This is a genomic window from Enhydrobacter sp. (assembly GCF_030246845.1).
Classification (GTDB): Bacteria; Pseudomonadota; Alphaproteobacteria; order Reyranellales; family Reyranellaceae; genus Reyranella.
Genome location: NZ_CP126889.1, coordinates 2,938,003 through 2,953,865 on the forward strand (window position 1 = coordinate 2,938,003; position 15,863 = coordinate 2,953,865).

Consider the following 15,863-nt stretch of genomic DNA (forward strand, 5'->3'; position numbering starts at 1 on the left):
CGGCCCCGGCACCTTCACATTCACGCCAAGGCCGCGGCCGCTCGATGCGGCACGGCGAGGACCGCCGGCCGGGACGCTTCCGACAGAAGCGAATGGCCGGTCATCTCCGACGGCTGCGCCACGCCCATCAGCGCCAGCATGGTGGGCGCAATATCGGCCAGCTTGCCGTCGCCCAGCGAGCGGACGTTGGCGGGACCGTTGAACAGCAGGGCAGGGACACGGTTGAGGGTGTGCTGGGTGTGCTTCTGGCCGGTCGCCTCGTCGAACATCTGCTCGGCGTTGCCATGGTCGGCCGTGACCAGCAGCACGCCGCCCGCCTTCCGGACCGCCTCCATGAGCCGCCCCAGGCAGGCATCGATGGCCTCGACCGCCTTGACGGCGGCGGCAAGCTCACCCGAATGGCCGACCATGTCGGAGTTGGCGTAGTTCACCACGATCAGGTCGAACTTGCCCGAGCCGATCGCCGCCACGAGCTTGTCGGTCACCTCGGGCGCGCTCATCTCGGGCTTGAGGTCGTAGGTCTGAACCTTCGGCGAGGGCACGAGAATGCGCTCCTCGCCCTCGAACTGCCGCTCCTCGCCACCGTTGAAGAAGAAGGTGACGTGCGCGTACTTCTCGGTCTCGGCAATGCGGAGCTGCCTGAGGCCGGCGCGCGATACCGTCTCGCCCAGCCCCATCCGGATGGTGAGAGGCGGAAAGAGGGTCTTCAGGAACTCGTTGAGCGCCGCCGAATATTCGACCATGCCGACGGCGTCCGCGAGCTTCACCGTGCGGTTGCGCCTGAAGCCGTCGAACATCGGGTCGACCAGCGCCGTCAGGATCTCGCGGGCACGGTCGGCGCGGTAGTTGAACATCAGGATGGCGTCGCCGTCCTTCATGCCCTCGTAACCGTCGATCACCGTGGGCTCGACGAACTCGTCGTTCTTGTCCGCGGCGTAGCCCTTGTCGACCGCCTCGTCGGCGGTCTTCGCCGTCTGCTTGCCCCTGGCGTCGACCAGCGCATCGTAGGCCGCGTTCACGCGGTCCCAGCGCTTGTCGCGGTCCATGGCGTAGAAGCGGCCGGTCACCGTGGCGAAGCGGATCGGCAGGCCCTGCTTCAGGCCGGCCTCGATCTCCTTCAGGCAGTCGTGCGCGCTGCGCGGCGGCATGTCGCGGCCGTCGAGGAAGGCGTGGATCCAGACCGTGACCCCGGCGGTCGCGATCAGATTGGCAAGGGCGACCAGGTGGTCCTGATGCGCATGCACCCCGCCCGGCGAGGCCAAGCCCATGAGATGGCAGGCGTGGCCGGTCTTCTTGAGGCCGGCGATCAGATCGGTCAGGATCTCGTTCTTCGCCAGCGCACCGGTCTCGATCGCCTTGTCGATGCGCGGCTGGTCGGGCACGGCCACCCGGCCGGCGCCGAGGTTCATGTGGCCGACCTCGGAATTGCCCATCTGGCCCTTGGGCAGGCCGACGAATGTCTCGGACGCATCGATCAGGCCCTGCGGGCAGGTGGCGATCAGCCGGTCGTAGTTGGGCGTCCTCGCATCGAGGATGGCATTGTCGCGCGGATCGGTGCGGAAGCCCCAGCCGTCCAGGATGCAGAGGACGGCGGGGCGGGGGCGGGACTCGGGCATCACGACGCTTTCGGCAGGCTGGGGGGCCGCGCGCGCTCGACCGAGTTGAACTTGTTCGGGCAATGCAGATCGCGCGGATCGATGTTGGGGTTCTGGTCGGGAATCTCGATGGCGCAGAACACGAACTCGCCGCGCGGCTCGCCGTCGATCGTGATGTCGTAGGTATAGGTGCCCGGCGGATCGCCCGGGATGATGCACCAGGAGCGCTGCAGCACGCCGTCCTGCACGACCTCGCGCATGCGCGTCGTCGCCTTGGTCTTGTCCGGGCTCACCTCGGTCTCGGGGCCGGCGATGACCTGCTCGGCGGGCTTGGAGGTCGTCAGCACCTCGGTCAGCGACACGGTGCGGGTCGGGCCGCCGAGATACATGCGCCAGCCGAAGCAGGCGCGGTTGAAGAGCAGCGGGATGGCGTTGGTCTCGTAGTTGCGCTGCTTGCCGTCCTCACCGGTGATCGACACGTAGGGGATGCTGCGCACGGGCTTGGTCACGGAGGGCGGCGTATCCGCGGCCGGGGTCTGCTGGGCGACCGATGCCGTCGACAGCGTCGCCGCGGCGAGCGCGACGAGGGCGGCGGCAGACCGGGGGAGAAGCGGATGCATGGAGCCAATGTAGCCCGGGTTTTTCGTCAGAACAGAGGCAAAATCGCCGCCAATTCTCATGCCCGATGACTAAGCCCGGTGATAGGGATGGCCGGCCAGGAGCTGCTGGCTGCGGTAGATCTGCTCGGCCAGCATTGCCCGGGCGAGCTGATGCGGCCAGGTCATGGCGCCGAAGGACAGGACCAAAGAGGCCTTTTCCAGCAGCGCCTCGGCATGCCCGTCGGCGCCGCCGATCAGGAATGCGACGTCGGACACTGACTCGTCGCGCCAGCGGCCGAGCCGGCGGGCGAAGGCCTCGCTGTCCATCTGCCGCCCGCGCCGGTCGAGCGCGACCAGGACCGCTGCCCGCGGCGCGGCCGCCAGCAGGAGCTCGCCTTCGCGGCGCATCAGCTCGGCAGCGGGCAGCTTGCGCTTCTCCTCGAGCTCGCGCAGCACGAGCGGCCAGCGGATGCGGCTGGCATAGTGGTCGTAGAGATCGCGCTCGGGGCCGCGTCCGGCGCGGCCGATGGCGGCGATGGTGATCTTCACGGCCTCAGGAGGCCTGCCGGCGGCGGCCCGTTCTCGCGGCCTTGGGCCTCGTGGCCGCGTCGTTCTCCAGCGCCCACATCTTCTCCAGGGCATAGAAGGCCCGCGGCTCGGGCCGGAAGATATGGACCACGACATCGCCGGCATCGACCAGCACCCAGTCGCCACCCTGCTTGCCCTCGACGGGAACGGGTCCCCGGCCCGCCTGCTTCAGCCGTTCGGCGAGATGATCGGCGATGGCCACGACCTGCCGGTTCGAGCGGCCCGAGGCGATCACCATGTAGTCGGCGAAGGACGACTTGCCCTTGAGATCGATGACGACGATGTCCTCGGCCTTGTCGTCCTCGAGGGAGCGCCGGACCAGTGCGAGCTGGGTGTCGGCGATATCGCTTCTGTCGGGAAGCGGACGGATCGGGTCGGAGATGGTCTTTCCTTTCGTTCTGGTCCGTTTCGGCCGGACGGCGCGGATCGCCGTGGCCGAATGGCTGTCGAGGCGGCTCGGGATGAAGCACCAGGCGGGCGGCCGGCAATCCGCCAGCCGGCGGGCTTGGCCGGCATCAAGCCGGTAACGCGCAAAGGTGCGGGGGGCTGCCGATTGCAGGGCGGCGTAGCCCCAGCCGGGCCGGGCGAAGGCAGCAATGGGAATGGCCCCGAACAGGTCGCGCCAGCCCTCCCAGTGCACGAGCTGCGGCAGGATGTCGGCGCCCATCAGCCACACGAACCGCGCGCGCGGATAAAGGCGCTTCAAGGCCTGCACGGTGTCGAGCGTGTAGCGTGTGCCCAGCAGCAATTCCGGCGCCTCGACCCGGATGCGAGGGTGCCGGCCGAGCTGCCTGGCGCGGGCCAGGCGGCTTGCCAGCGGCTCCATGCCGTCGCCGCTCTTCAGCGGGTTTTGCGGCGAGACCAGCCACCAGATCTCGTCGAGGCCGAGCCGTTTCAGGGCTTCCAGGCTCACATGGCGATGGCCTTCGTGGGCGGGATTGAACGAACCGCCCAGAAGCCCGATGCGCCGCCGCGTATCGCGGGGCACGCCGGGCATGGGATGGCGCGCCTCGATCACCAGGCGGTGCTCATGGGCGCAGGGTGCCCTTGCCGCGCACGACGTTCTTGTAGGTCGTGAGCTCGACCAGGCCGACAGGGCCGCGGGCATGCATGCGGTTGGTCGAGATGCCGATCTCCGCCCCCAGCCCGAACTCGCCGCCGTCGGCGAACTGGGTGCTGGCATTGTGCATCACGATGGCGCTGTCGACTTCCTTCAGGAAGCGGTCGGCGGTGGCCTGGTTGTCGGTGACGATCGCCTCGGTGTGCTGGCTGCCGTAGGTCGCGATGTGGCGGATCGCGCCCGCGACGCCGTCGACCGTGGCGACGGAAATGATCGGCTCGAGATACTCGGTGCGCCAGTCCTTCTCCGTGGCGGGCAGCGCCTTCGCATCGCGCTTGCGGACCTCGGCATCGCCGCGCACCTCGCAGCCCAGCTCGTGCAGCCTGGCGAGCACGGGCCCGAGATGCGTGTCGAGCGCCGCGCGGTCGATCAGCAGCGTCTCGGCGGCGCCGCACACGCTCACGCGCCGCATCTTGGCGTTGGCGACGAGATCGCGCGCCATGCCGGCATCGGCGTCGCGGTCGACATAGACATGGCAGATGCCGTCGTAGTGGCGCAGCACCGGCACGCGGCTTTCCTGCGTGACGCGATCGATCAGCGAGCGGCCGCCGCGCGGCACGATCAGATCGAGCCAGTCCATCGCCTTCAGGAGCTCGCCCACGGCGGCGCGGTCGGTCGTCGGCACGAGCTGCACGCAGTCCTCGGGCAGGCCTGCCGTCTCGAGCGCCCGCCGCAGGAGCTCGACGATCGAGCGCGAGGAATGGAAGCTGTCGGAGCCGCCGCGCAGCACGACCACGTTGCCCGACTTGATGCAGAGCGCGCCGGCGTCGGCGGTGACATTGGGCCGGGCCTCGTAGATCACGCCGATCACGCCGATCGGCACGCGCACGCGGCTGATCGCGAGGCCGTTCGGCCGCTGCCAGCGCTCGATCTCGGCGCCGACCGGATCGGGCAGCGCGACGATATCGTCGAGGCCCTTGGCCATGCCCTCGATGCGCGCCTCGTTCAGCAGCAGGCGATCCTGCAGGGCGCTCCTCATGCCGGCCGCCCTCGCGGCCTCGATGTCGCGCGCATTGGCGGCGAGAATCGCCGCCTTCTCGGCGCGGATCAGCCGCGCCGCCTCGACGAGGGCGCGATTCTTGGCCTCGGTCGCGGCATTGCGCAACGCGGCCGCCGCCGCCTTCGCGCGCCGGCCGAGGGCCGCCACGATCGTGACAACGTCTTCTACAGGCTTCGTCTCGACGTTCATCGCCGCCCCAGTATAGCTCATTCGACCACGAGGTCGTCGCGGTGGACCATCTCGTCCCGGCCGCGGAAGCCCAGCAGTTTCTCGATCTCGGCGCTCTTTCGGCCGGCGATACGGCGCGCATCCTCGGCGGCATAGGCCACCAGGCCGCGCGCCAGGGTGCGGCCAGTGCGGTCCTTCACGTCGACCACGTCGCCGCGCCTGAACTCGCCGTCGATGCCGGTGACGCCGGCCGGCAGCAGGCTTTTGCCCCGCGCGAGCGCGCGCACGGCCCCGTCATCGACCACCAGCACGCCGGCCGACTTCAGCGAGCCCCTGATCCACTTCTTGCGTGCCGAGAGCGGCGAGGCGTCCGGCAGGAACCAGCTACAGCGCGCCTTGCCGTCGATCAGCGCTCCGAGGGCGCCCACTGTGCGTCCGTCGGCGATGGCCATGCGGCAGCCGGCGGCCATGGCGATGCGGCCGGCCGTCAGCTTAGTCACCATGCCGCCGTTGGAGAGGGCCGAGGCGGCGGCGCCCGCCATCGCCTCGATCTCGGGCGTGATCTCGCGGATCTCGGGGATGTGGCGGGCGCCGGCATCGCTGCGCGGGTCGCCGGTATAGAGGCCATCGACGTCCGACAGAAGCACCAGCGTGTCGGCCGAGATCATCTCCGCCACGCGCGCGCCCAGCCGGTCGTTGTCGCCGAAGCGGATCTCGTCGGTGGCGACCGTGTCGTTCTCGTTGATCACCGGCACCGCGCCGAGACCGAGCAGCGTCGCCATGGTCTGACGCGCATTGAGGTAGCGTCGGCGCGCCTCCGAATCGTCGAGCGTCAGCAGCACCTGCGCCACGGTGATGCCGTGCCGCGCCAGCGCCGCCTGGTAGGCATGGGCGAGCCGGATCTGGCCGGTCGCGGCGGCGGCCTGGCTTTCCTCGAGCCGGAGCGGCCCCGCGGCGAGCCCGAGATGGGCGCGACCGAGCCGGATCGCGCCCGAGGACACCAGCACCACCTCGCACCCCTTCTTGTGGAGTCGCACCACGTCGTCGCTGAGCGCTTCGAGCCAGTCGCGCCGGATCTGGCCCTTGGCTTCGTCGACCAGGATCGAGGAGCCGATCTTGACAACCAGCCGCCGGGAGCTGGTCAGCGCGGTCATGCCGCTTCCCTGGCGCCGTCGCGCTCCTTGTCGACCAGCTTCATCAACTCGTGCAGCAGGGGCTGCACGCCCTGGCCCGAGACGCCGGAGATCACGCTGACCGTCTTGCGGCTCGCCTTGGCAAGCGCCGCGCGCTTCGCCTCGATGTCCTGCTCGGTCATGGCGTCCGCCTTGTTGAGCGCCACGATCTCCTTCTTGCGGGCGAGCGTGCCGCCATAGGCCCTGAGCTCGGCCCGCACCGTGCGGTAGGCGCCCACGACATCCTCCTGCGTGCCGTCGACGAGATGCAGCAGCGCGCGGCAGCGCTCGACATGGCCGAGGAAGCGCGTGCCGAGACCCGCGCCTTCGTGCGCGCCCTCGATCAGTCCCGGGATGTCGGCCATCACGAACTCGCGGTCGCCCGCCTTCACCACGCCGAGGCCGGGATGCAGGGTCGTGAAGGGATAGTCGGCGATCTTGGGCCGCGCGTTCGAGGTCGCCGAGAGGAAGGTCGACTTGCCGGCGTTGGGCAGGCCGACCAGGCCGATATCGGCGATCAGCTTCAGCCGCAGCCAGATCCAGCGCTCCTCGCCCGGCCAGCCCTTGTCGGCACGGCGCGGCGCGCGGTTGGTCGAGCTCTTGTAGTGCAGGTTGCCGTAGCCGCCGTCGCCGCCCTTGGCCAGCACGACGCGCTGGCCGACCTCGGTGAGATCGGCCAGCAGCGTCTCCTTGTCCTCGTCGAGGATCTGTGTGCCGCGCGGCAGGCGCAGCACGATGTCCTTGCCCCTGGCGCCGGTGCGCTGGCTGCCCATGCCGTGATGGCCGGTCTCGGCCTTGAAGTGCTGGGCGTAGCGGTAATCGATCAGCGTGTTGAGGCCATCGACGCATTCGGCGATCACGTCGCCGCCGCGCCCGCCGTCGCCGCCGTCTGGGCCTCCGAACTCGATGAACTTCTCGCGGCGAAAGCCCACGCAGCCCGCCCCGCCGTTGCCGGAGCGGATGTAGATCTTGGCCTGGTCGAGGAACTTCATGATGGGGTCCGGGAACAAAAAAAGGGGGAACGGCAGAGCCGCTCCCCCTCGGCAATCCTGTCGGCGCGGGGACGGCTATTCGGCGGCCATCTTGGCCGGAGCCGGGGCCGGGAGCACGTTCACCTCGACCTTGCCGCCGCTGCGGCGGCGGAAGCTCACGACGCCGTCGGCGGTGGCGAACAGCGTGTGGTCGCGGCCGACGCCCACGTTCTCGCCGGCGTCCATCCTGGTGCCGCGCTGGCGGACGAGGATGTTGCCGGCCAGCACCTTCTGGCCGCCGAAGCGCTTCACGCCGAGCCGCCGACCGTCCGAATCGCGGCCGTTGCGCGAGGAGCCGCCTGCTTTCTTGTGTGCCATCTTGCTACTCCGGTCGCTCTCTGGGTCAGGCGACGATCTGTTCGATCTTGACCACCGTCAGATCCTGGCGGTGGCCGTTCTTGCGCCGCGAGTTCTGGCGGCGGCGCTTCTTGAAGACGATCAGGTGCGGCCCGCGCGCCTGCTTGACGATCGAGCCCACGACCTTGGCGCCGGCAACGGTCGGCGTGCCGACCTTCTCGCCCACCATCAGGACGTCGGTGAACTCGACCTTGGCGCCGGCCTCGCCCGCGATCCGCTCCACGGTGAGCGTGTCGTCGGCGGCGACCGTGTATTGCTTTCCACCCGTGCGGATAACGGCGATCATGGGACACCCGGTTGAGGCCCGCCGCTCGGACAGGAACCACCACCCCTAGGGGATCTGGCGGCCACGAACCCAAGATGCCGGCGAGCACGAAAGAGCGCGGCGGGCCCGTACGACCCGCCGAAGAGGCGCGGAATATACGCAAGCCGGACCCCAAGTCAACGCCGGAAAGCCTTTGTTTTCCAACGCCCAGCAGCCTTGTTGCCGGGCCCAGCAACGCCCCCTATAAGCGGGCCGCGGGAGAGGTGCCGGAGTGGTCGATCGGGACGGTCTCGAAAACCGTTGTGCGTGCAAGCGTACCGTGGGTTCGAATCCCACCCTCTCCGCCAACCAGTCTGTTGTCCGACCCGGAGACATGGGTAACGGAGTGTACCTAAGACATGGGTAACACCCTCGGGCCGGACGGGTGCATGAAGTAGTGCATGAAGCTGACGGTCCAAATACCGTCGTCGACTTCCTTGATGCTCGCTTGGAATAGTCCACACGGCGGCGTTGAGGTCGATTTCACCCCAACTCGCGATCGCATCAATTGATGCCGAAAGGCACGGGGCGTCGAACAGCCCTGCGCTACCGCGGCCGCTGCAACAGAAGCCAAACGCCCCGGGCGCCGAGGCCGAGCGCTATGAGCATTAGGACAATGCAAACGGTGAGTAGCATCGAGCAGAACCCTCGTCGCCACCCTATCGGCCTTCCGCCCGATGATCGCATTGTTCAGTGTTTCAATTGCATCGCGCCTTGTTTAACCGAGAAAGCCGATTGCTTGGTTCTGTTCCGTGGATGGCCGACGACCGCTCCCGCCCAGCAGTAGATCGTCGGCTCCGTCTCGCATCCACGACGAACACCGCTGGTGGCCTGGCGGGTTCTGTCTCGCTGGCATTGGCGCTGACAGTGCGACGGTCGCCGGCATCTCGGAGAAGTTCTGTCCGGCCTTGTTGATTGTCACCGATCCGTCATTGACCTGCCTGCGGATCGCCTCTTCGAGAACGGTCGCGTAGATGAAGGCGGACTTGGCATGCGTGTGGCCCGGCGAGTGGCCGGCCGGGGCCATATTCGACGCGCATGCGCTTGATGCTCTCGCCGGACGGGAGAGCCGGCGCGTCCGAAGTCCGGCGCTACAAGCTCGCGGCGGCCGGATGATGATAGCCGCGCAACGGCGTGCGCATCGGCGAGCGTCGCGCCCTCGAAGGCCGCCGGCCGTACCAGACCGTGACCGTCACTTTTCGGCTTGCTCTCTCGCCTATCGTCCTGGTGATGCTGCAGTGCAGGTCGAATCCCGATTCCTGCTCCGCCAGCCAGTGATACGCCATTGCTTCGACGGCCGCGCTTGTTCTGCCACTGAAGACTTTGCGATTCATCTGATCCCCCAACACACCTTTCCCGAGCCGACGTTTGCTCCTCGGAGGGAACGGCCGTCAAGGAAACCACGCGGCATATAAACAAATGAAACACTTTGGAGAGGGGTTCCGGACTGTCGATCCCGTCGGGAGCCAATCCCCGGCGCGCGCGTTATTGGACCGAACGCACGCCCTGGAGGACCCTGCCCATGTTCAGACGGAAGGCGATAGCTCTGCCGCCGGAATTCGACGCCGCGGTCGATTTGTGGCGGGACGCCGATCACGACGTGCATGCCGCCCTGGCTCGTTTCCGGACGGCGCCCAACCCCGTGAACCGGCTCGCCGTGATCATGGCCTGGTCGACGCTCAAGGTGACGCTCGGAGCGCTGGCGAGCTGGGCCACCGACGATCAGCGGGCGATCGACGCGTCCACATGGGCGTATGCGAGATCGGAGGCGCTTCAGGAGGAGATACGGCAGGCAAGCCTGATCGAAGGCCGCCCGATCGTCCTCGATTGAGGGATCGGCGCCGCGTCGGCACGGCGGAGCTTCGGCCTCGCCAGCTGGCGTCAGTACCTGGTCACGGGCCTGTCGACGTAGCTCCCGTCCGGATAGACGGTGCGCTGGACGACCGGCGCAGGAGCCGGATCGGGAGCCGGCACCGTCCGTTCGGTCCTGGAGTAGGAGACGCAGCCGGGGCCGAGCGTCCCGACGGCCAGCACGAGCGCCAACGACAGGATCATCGGCTTCATTTCAACTCTCCCGTTGTGCGCCGAAGCAACGGGGAGCCGCCCTTCAGGTTCCGGACAAAAGGAGGACGCCGGGTGCTCGGCCTCAGGCCGATCTTCGGCCTAGCGCCGCGCCTGGTCCTTTGCCGGTCCGGCGCCGGCCTGCTGGCGAAGGGCGGTAAGCTCGACACCCGTCAGGTAGCCTGTCGTCGCCAGGCCCTGGGTCTTCTGCCAGGCCGTGATCATTCTCCGGGTGATCGGGCCAAAATAGCCCGTCGAGGGAACTTCATGGCCGAGCGCCGTCAGGGCTGCCTGCACCTCTTTGCGATCCTGGTCCGACAAGGACAGCGCCGCCTCGGCGCGCGGCGCCTCGAGTTTCTTCTCCTCCATCGCGAACAGAGCGGCGAGCTGGGATCGATCGAGGAAGCCCGTTTCCGGCAGGCCCTGGCTCTTCTGCCAGAGGGTGATCATCGAACGGGTGATCGGACCGAAATAACCCGTGGTGGGAACTTCATGGCCGAGCGCCGTCAGGGCCGCTTGCACCCGCACGCGCTCCTGCTCGGACAGGCTCAACGCGGCTTCCGTCGCTGGCCCACTTGCAATCGGCGGTACCGTCGAAGCTTCCGGTCGGCGAGGCGTCTCCGCGGCCGCCTCGTCGCGGGTTGTTTCCTGTGCCGCGGCGCGCCCCACGGCTTCGGCCATCCGGCGAGCCGCTTCCGTCACCGGGGATTCCGGATCTGGGCTCTCCTGCTCGGGGCGCATCTGCGGCGTCCTCTCGTCCGCCTCGCCGCGCGCCGCCATGGCGTTGACCAGCGTCTCGGTGGTCGCCGTCCGCTCGGTGTCCTTGAACAGCGGCTTGTCGTCGGCCCTCGATGCCGTCGTCTCGACGACAGCATCTTGCGCAACCGCCAGATGGGACAGCGCGTCGTTCAGCGGCCTCTGCAGCGGCAGCTCGACCGCGGCCGAGCGCTGTGCCACGTCGATCGCGCCGATGGAGGCCATCGGCCTGAAGCTACCCTCGGACACGACAAGCGCGCCGACGATCGCCGCCACGGGCCAGGTCCAGAGCCCGGGGTGCATTGTGGTGGCCTGTCTTGCGACGGCCAGGTGATGCAGCGCGAAGCTCGCCGGTCCGTCGCTCGTCCTGAGCGGCGGCAGAGTCCCGCGCCAGGCCGCGATTGATTGCGGCCGGTCGCCGGGACGCACCCTCAGACCGGCATCGACGCCGTTCAGCAGGTCCCAGGCGAAGCCCGTCGGCAGCGATCTGGCCAACGGCTGATAGGCATCGTCGCGCACGCGGTCGGAGGCGATCGGCGGCGGCGCGCCGGTGATCGCGTGATGGAGCGTCGCCGACAGGCCGTAGATATCAGTCCAGGGGCCCTGTTTGGCCGCGGTGAACTGCTCGGGTGCGGCGTAGTCCGGCGTGAAGGCGGCGGCCATCGCAGGCGTGCGGCCGGTCGTCGGCACGCGCGAGCAGAAGCCGATCAATGTCGGATTGCCCCAGGAGTCGAGGATGATACTGGCCGGCTTGATGTCATGGTGCAGCAAGCCCGCCGCATGCACCTTCTCCAATCCGGCGAGCAGGGCAGAAAGCACGCGCTCGACAATGCGGGGCGGCAGATGCTTCTCGTGCCACAGCCGCTGGCGAAGCGTTTCGCCTTTCGCCAGCTCCATGACCAGGTAGGCCGTGCCGTTGGTCTCGAGCAGATCGTCGATGCGCACGATGCCGCGTGTCTCGCCGAGCCTGGCGAGCGCACAGCCCTCGTCGACGAAGCGCTTGCGCTCCTGTACGAACAGCTCGGACAGCCCGGTCGAGCGCGGCACGACGTTCGTGCTTCCTTGGCGCAGGGCAAGCGCCATCGGCAGGTATTCCTTGATGGCCACCTTGCAATCGAGGGTCGTGTCCTGCGCGAGGTAGGTGACGCTGAAGCCGCTCTGGCTGAGCACCGAGACGATCTCATAGTCGTACAGCCGCGTACCGGCCGACAGTACGCTGCGCACTTCCTCGCTGGGTCGCGTCCCTGGCGTGGTCTGCATTCCCGGCACCATGCCCCCCGGCCGGCTAGAATGTGCTCACGAAAAACAACCAAGAGTACGACGAGACGAGTTATGGTAGCCGGCGCCGCGGAGCCGAAACAGCGAGGAAAATTAGTCAGAGGTTCTGAAAGATTTCGCCCGGTCGTCCGACGGGCCGGACATTCGTTTCGAGCCCGCTACTGCTTCCCGATATCCGGATCGATCTTCCTGGCGGCGGCGATATCGGCGTCTCCGCCTGCCTTGTCGCCCATTTCCTGCTTGGCGACTCCCCGATTGTACAAGGCGGCGGCGAAGGTCGGCTTGAGCGTGGCCGCCCGATCGTAGTCCCGCAAGGCCTCGGCCCATTGTCCCTTGCCGGCGTGGGCCACGCCGCGATTGTAGAAGGTCGTGGCGTCGTTGGGCTCGATCTCCAGCGCCCGATCGTAGTCCTGGATGGCGCGATCGAGCTCGCCTTTGCCCTGATAAAGCGCGCCGCGCGAGGCTAAGGCGGAAGCATCGTCGGGATCGAGCTGGATCGCGTGGTCGAGATCCTGAAGGGCGAGATCGCGCTGGTCCATGCTCTGATGGACCAGGCCGCGATTGTGGAAGGCGGAAGCATCGTTCGGATTGAGCTTGATCGCCTCATCGAAATCCCGGACGGCGGCGCTCCACTGCTGCTTGCGGCTGTGGGCGACGCCGCGATTGTAGAAGGTCGCGGCGTCGTGCGGGTCGATCTCTATCGCCCGGTCGTAATCCTGGATGGCGCGATCCCAGTCGCCCTTCGTGCTGTAGGCGGCCCCGCGATAGGCGAAGGCGACGGCGAGGCCGGCATCGAGCTCGATCGCCCGATCCAGATCCTGGATGGCGCGATCGAGCTCGCCTGTGCGCTGATAGGCAACGCCGCGATAGGCGAAGGCGGAGGCGTCGTTCGGGTCGAGCGCAGTCGCCTGATCGAAATCCCGGATGGCGGAGTCCCACTGCTTCTTGGCGCTGTAGGCAAGCGCCCGATTGTAGAGGCTCGTGGCATCGTGCGGGTTGATCTTGATGGCCTGGCCGAAATCCTCGATCGCGCGGTCGAGCGCACCCTTGCGCTGATGGACCGAGCCACGCGCGGCGAAGGCCGACCCGTCGTTCGGGTTGAGCGCGATCGCCTGATCGAGGTCCTGCAGGGCGCGATCGAGCTGTCCCTGCTTCTGGAACGCGAAGCCTCGGTTGTAGAAGGCCGCTTCGAATTTCGGGTCGAGCTTGAGGGCTTCGTCGTAGTCCTCGATGGCCTTGTCCCATTGCCCTTTGCCGCTGTGCGCCACGCCGCGATTGAAGAAGCTCGTCGCGTCGCCGGGGTTCAGCCGCACGGCCTGATCGTAGTCGCCGATCGCGCGGTCGAGCTCGCCTTTGCGCAGGTAGAGGCCGCCGCGGTAGGCGAAAGTCGTTGCATCCTTCGGGTCGAGCTTCAGCGCCTGGTCGAAGTCCTGAATGGCGTGGTCGAACTGTTTGTCTTGCTGGTAGGCGAGGCCGCGATTGCGGAAGGCGGCCGCATCGTTCGGACGATGGCGGATCGCCTGATCGTAGTCCTGGATGGCGCGATCCCATTCCCCTCGGGCACCGTGGGCGACGCCGCGATTGAAATAGGCAGTGGCGTCGTCGGGATCGAGTCGGATCGCCTGATCGTAGTCCTGGATCGCGCGGTCGAGGTCGCCCTTGCGCTGGTAGGCGGCCGCGCGGATGAGGAAGACCGTGGCAAGATCCCGCCCGCGATAGCTGCCCGACTTCACGAGCGCCGTGCAGCCGCCGATCACGCTGTCCGGCGGCAGGCTGTCCTTGTCCTGGCAGGCCTCCGCCTGCTGCCGGGTCTGCGCGTGCGGGGAGCCGCACAAGGGGCCGGCCGCCATCAGTGCAGCGCCCGCCGCTGCCGCCCGTATCGTCGATCGCATTCCTGCCTCCAAGCGCGGTTCGTTCGCGGCTCTCCGCCTCGAGCTTGCTCCCGAGATCAGCATCCAATTTGGGCGACAAGCGCGCGACGGGCGCAAGTGCAACCCGCGGCCGGCAGGGCGCACCGCGGATGGTCGGGTGAAGATTGAGAAACGACTCGAGGAAGGCGCGCTAAGTAGGGCCGCGCGCCCCAACCGTCTGAAATCCCCGCAGCCCCGACTTTGGTGCTAATCTTGCTGTCAGTCGCGAGTTACGCGTAGTCGAGCCGGATCGCTTCCGGCGAGCGGACATCACGCGTTCGCAACCCGAGGATCCGGTCAGAAGCACGTCCACAACGGCAAGGGAGGATGGCCATGGCTACCTATGTCGTGCTTGCGAACTTCACCGAGCAAGGCGTTCGTCATGCGAAGGACTCGCCGAAACGGGCGGATGCCTTCAAGGACATGGCGAAGAAGCAGGGAGCGACCGTCAAGGAGCTCTACTGGACCCAGGGACAGTATGACATCACGGCGATCGTGGAGGCGCCCGACGACCTGACCGTCACCGCGCTCTCCCTGGCCATCGGCATGCTGGGCAACGTGCGCACCCAGACGATGCGCGCCTTCTCGGCGGCCGACATGAAGACCATTCTCGCCAAGATCGGCTAGGCCGTTCCGAACAGGTGCTGTGCGGTATCGCGCGTCACGGCCGCAGAGGATGCGCCGGGATGTCGCGCGGCAGGCTGGCGGCCCGGCGGGCGATGGGCTTCAGCCCGAACCAGGGCCGCAGGAACGCCACGCGGCGCACCGCCTCGAAGGTGAGCGCGCAGATCGCGACCGTCGAGACGACGAGGATCGTCGCTTCCAGCGCCAGCGGCAGACGGAGCCGGACGAGCTCGTAGGCGACGATGATGATCGCCGGCTGGTGGACGATGTAGTAGGGGAAGATCGCCTCGGTCAGGTAGCGGCGCGCCGGCCCGTCGCGGCCGGCGAGATGGCGCCGCGCGAAGCCGAAGGCCACCACGATCCAGCTCCACTGCTGCAGGCCGTAGACGAAGGCGAGCGGCACTTTGACGTCGAGCGGGATCGAGGGAAGGCCCTGATAGTGCAGCACGTACGTTGTGTGCGCGGCATAGGCGACGAGCGCCGTCGGCAGCGCGATCCAGCGAAGCCTCACGAAGTCCCGCCAGATCTCCTCGGAAAAGATGAACAGGAACCCGAACAGAAAGGCGAGGAGATAGATCGCGTGCAGGTACCAGTCGTGGAACAGGTCGTGCGTTTCCGGGAAGAAGTGCTCGAGGCCGATCCGCACCAGGCTGAGCACGAGCGCCGGGACGGCGAGCAGGCGCCAGCCGGCCAGCCAGCGCCCGCCCAGGGTCCGCAGGGAGCCGAGCAGCTTGGGGCCGAAGGCGAGCAGCACGAGCAGCAGGCCGGTGTAGATCCAGAGATAGGCGACGAACCACAGATGGTTCCAGTTGGGCATCGTCACGCAGTCGTCCGGCCGGCAGAAGCTGCCGTCGAAGCGGAAATAGCGCAGCAGGAAGTGGCCGAAGTCGCCGTGATAGGCGAATTGCTCGATCACCCGGAGATACATCTGCGGCGGTGTCAGAACGACCACCGCGAACAGAAGAGGCGGCAGGAGGTAGGCGCTGCGCGACCGCCAGAGCTGGCGCGGGTCCATGCGCACGCTCATGAAGCGCGTCGCCGCTCCCGAGATGACGAACAGGAGAAGCAGCCGCCAGGGCGAGCTCCAGTCCATCGGGATCTGCAGCCAGGGCAGGAGGCGCGGGCTCTTCACCTCCCATTCCCACGGCACGTAGAACATGCCGATGTGGTAGAGGATCAGCAGCCCGAACGCGCCGATGCGGAGCCAGTCGAGCTCGGTGCGACGGCCAGCGGCGACGTTGCCTTCCTGCGCCCTGTCGGCGGTCATCGATTGCAATCCCTGCCTTGAGCTGGCGGAGGC

14 protein-coding genes, 1 tRNA gene and 2 pseudogenes are annotated in these 15,863 nt (G+C 67.8%); 3 read left to right on the forward strand and 14 right to left on the reverse strand.

Annotated elements, in window-relative coordinates:
• Positions 1-20 precede the first annotated feature (20 nt).
• The 9 genes and pseudogenes from gpmI to rplU form a co-directional block, all read right to left on the reverse strand.
• The gene (gene gpmI / locus OJF58_RS14730) at positions 21-1,616 is read right to left on the reverse strand and encodes a 2,3-bisphosphoglycerate-independent phosphoglycerate mutase (RefSeq protein ID WP_300778449.1); all 1,596 of its coding nucleotides are present in this window, start codon (positions 1,614-1,616) and stop codon (positions 21-23) included.
• Complete coding sequence (locus OJF58_RS14735; RefSeq protein WP_300778450.1) at positions 1,616-2,215, reverse strand: hypothetical protein; 600 nt, start codon at positions 2,213-2,215, stop codon at positions 1,616-1,618. The genes gpmI and OJF58_RS14735 overlap by 1 nt, the downstream gene beginning before the upstream one ends.
• A 69-nt stretch (positions 2,216-2,284) precedes the next feature.
• Positions 2,285-2,743, reverse strand: a complete 459-nt coding sequence (gene rlmH / locus OJF58_RS14740; RefSeq protein WP_300778451.1) for a 23S rRNA (pseudouridine(1915)-N(3))-methyltransferase RlmH — start codon at positions 2,741-2,743, stop codon at positions 2,285-2,287.
• 4 nt (positions 2,744-2,747) lie between these two features.
• Positions 2,748-3,800, reverse strand: coding sequence for a nicotinate-nucleotide adenylyltransferase (locus OJF58_RS14745; protein ID WP_300778452.1), 1,053 nt, complete (start codon positions 3,798-3,800; stop codon positions 2,748-2,750).
• A 10-nt stretch (positions 3,801-3,810) separates the two neighbouring features.
• Positions 3,811-5,112, reverse strand: coding sequence for a glutamate-5-semialdehyde dehydrogenase (locus tag OJF58_RS14750; protein ID WP_300778453.1), 1,302 nt, complete (start codon positions 5,110-5,112; stop codon positions 3,811-3,813).
• Positions 5,109-6,224 carry a glutamate 5-kinase gene (gene proB / locus OJF58_RS14755; protein ID WP_300778454.1) on the reverse strand — a complete coding sequence of 372 codons (1,116 nt, stop codon included), beginning with the start codon at positions 6,222-6,224 and terminating at the stop codon, positions 5,109-5,111. Before proB ends, OJF58_RS14750 begins: the two co-directional genes overlap by 4 nt.
• Positions 6,221-7,234: a GTPase ObgE gene (gene obgE / locus OJF58_RS14760; protein WP_300778455.1), complete on the reverse strand. Its 1,014-nt coding sequence runs from the start codon at positions 7,232-7,234 to the stop codon at positions 6,221-6,223. The genes proB and obgE overlap by 4 nt, the downstream gene beginning before the upstream one ends.
• A gap of 75 nt (positions 7,235-7,309) precedes the next feature.
• Positions 7,310-7,591 (reverse strand): 50S ribosomal protein L27, encoded by a 282-nt coding sequence (gene rpmA / locus OJF58_RS14765; RefSeq protein ID WP_300778456.1) that lies wholly within the window; start codon positions 7,589-7,591, stop codon positions 7,310-7,312.
• Positions 7,592-7,622: 31 nt separating this feature from the next.
• Positions 7,623-7,916: pseudogene (gene rplU / locus OJF58_RS14770) on the reverse strand (50S ribosomal protein L21); the annotation flags it as partial.
• Positions 7,917-8,152: 236 nt separating this feature from the next.
• Here rplU and OJF58_RS14775 point away from each other — a divergent pair.
• Positions 8,153-8,242 (forward strand) — tRNA-Ser (locus OJF58_RS14775).
• Between the two features lie 498 nt (positions 8,243-8,740).
• On the opposite strand, the pseudogene OJF58_RS14780 reads toward OJF58_RS14775, so the two are convergent.
• Positions 8,741-9,013, reverse strand: a pseudogene (locus tag OJF58_RS14780) (cupin domain-containing protein); the annotation flags it as partial.
• A 443-nt stretch (positions 9,014-9,456) separates the two neighbouring features.
• Between OJF58_RS14780 and OJF58_RS14785 the strand changes: the two are divergent.
• The gene (locus OJF58_RS14785) at positions 9,457-9,765 is read left to right on the forward strand and encodes a hypothetical protein (RefSeq protein WP_300778457.1); all 309 of its coding nucleotides are present in this window, start codon (positions 9,457-9,459) and stop codon (positions 9,763-9,765) included.
• 50 nt (positions 9,766-9,815) lie between these two features.
• Here OJF58_RS14785 and OJF58_RS14790 read toward each other — a convergent pair whose 3' ends face one another.
• The 3 genes from OJF58_RS14790 to OJF58_RS14800 form a co-directional block, all read right to left on the reverse strand.
• Complete coding sequence (locus tag OJF58_RS14790) at positions 9,816-9,998, reverse strand: hypothetical protein (RefSeq protein ID WP_300778458.1); 183 nt, start codon at positions 9,996-9,998, stop codon at positions 9,816-9,818.
• Positions 9,999-10,097: 99 nt separating this feature from the next.
• Positions 10,098-12,011, reverse strand: a complete 1,914-nt coding sequence (locus OJF58_RS14795) for a peptidoglycan-binding protein (protein WP_300778459.1) — start codon at positions 12,009-12,011, stop codon at positions 10,098-10,100.
• Between the two features lie 176 nt (positions 12,012-12,187).
• The gene (locus OJF58_RS14800) at positions 12,188-13,921 is read right to left on the reverse strand and encodes a tetratricopeptide repeat protein (RefSeq protein ID WP_300778460.1); all 1,734 of its coding nucleotides are present in this window, start codon (positions 13,919-13,921) and stop codon (positions 12,188-12,190) included.
• A 351-nt stretch (positions 13,922-14,272) separates the two neighbouring features.
• On the opposite strand from OJF58_RS14800, the gene OJF58_RS14805 reads away from it, so the two are divergent.
• A complete protein-coding gene (locus OJF58_RS14805; protein WP_300778461.1) occupies positions 14,273-14,566 on the forward strand; it encodes a GYD domain-containing protein in 294 nt (97 codons plus the stop codon).
• A 34-nt stretch (positions 14,567-14,600) separates the two neighbouring features.
• On the opposite strand, the gene OJF58_RS14810 is transcribed toward OJF58_RS14805, so the two are convergent.
• Positions 14,601-15,830, reverse strand: a complete 1,230-nt coding sequence (locus OJF58_RS14810) for an acyltransferase family protein (RefSeq protein ID WP_300778462.1) — start codon at positions 15,828-15,830, stop codon at positions 14,601-14,603.
• Positions 15,831-15,863: the final 33 nt, after the last annotated feature.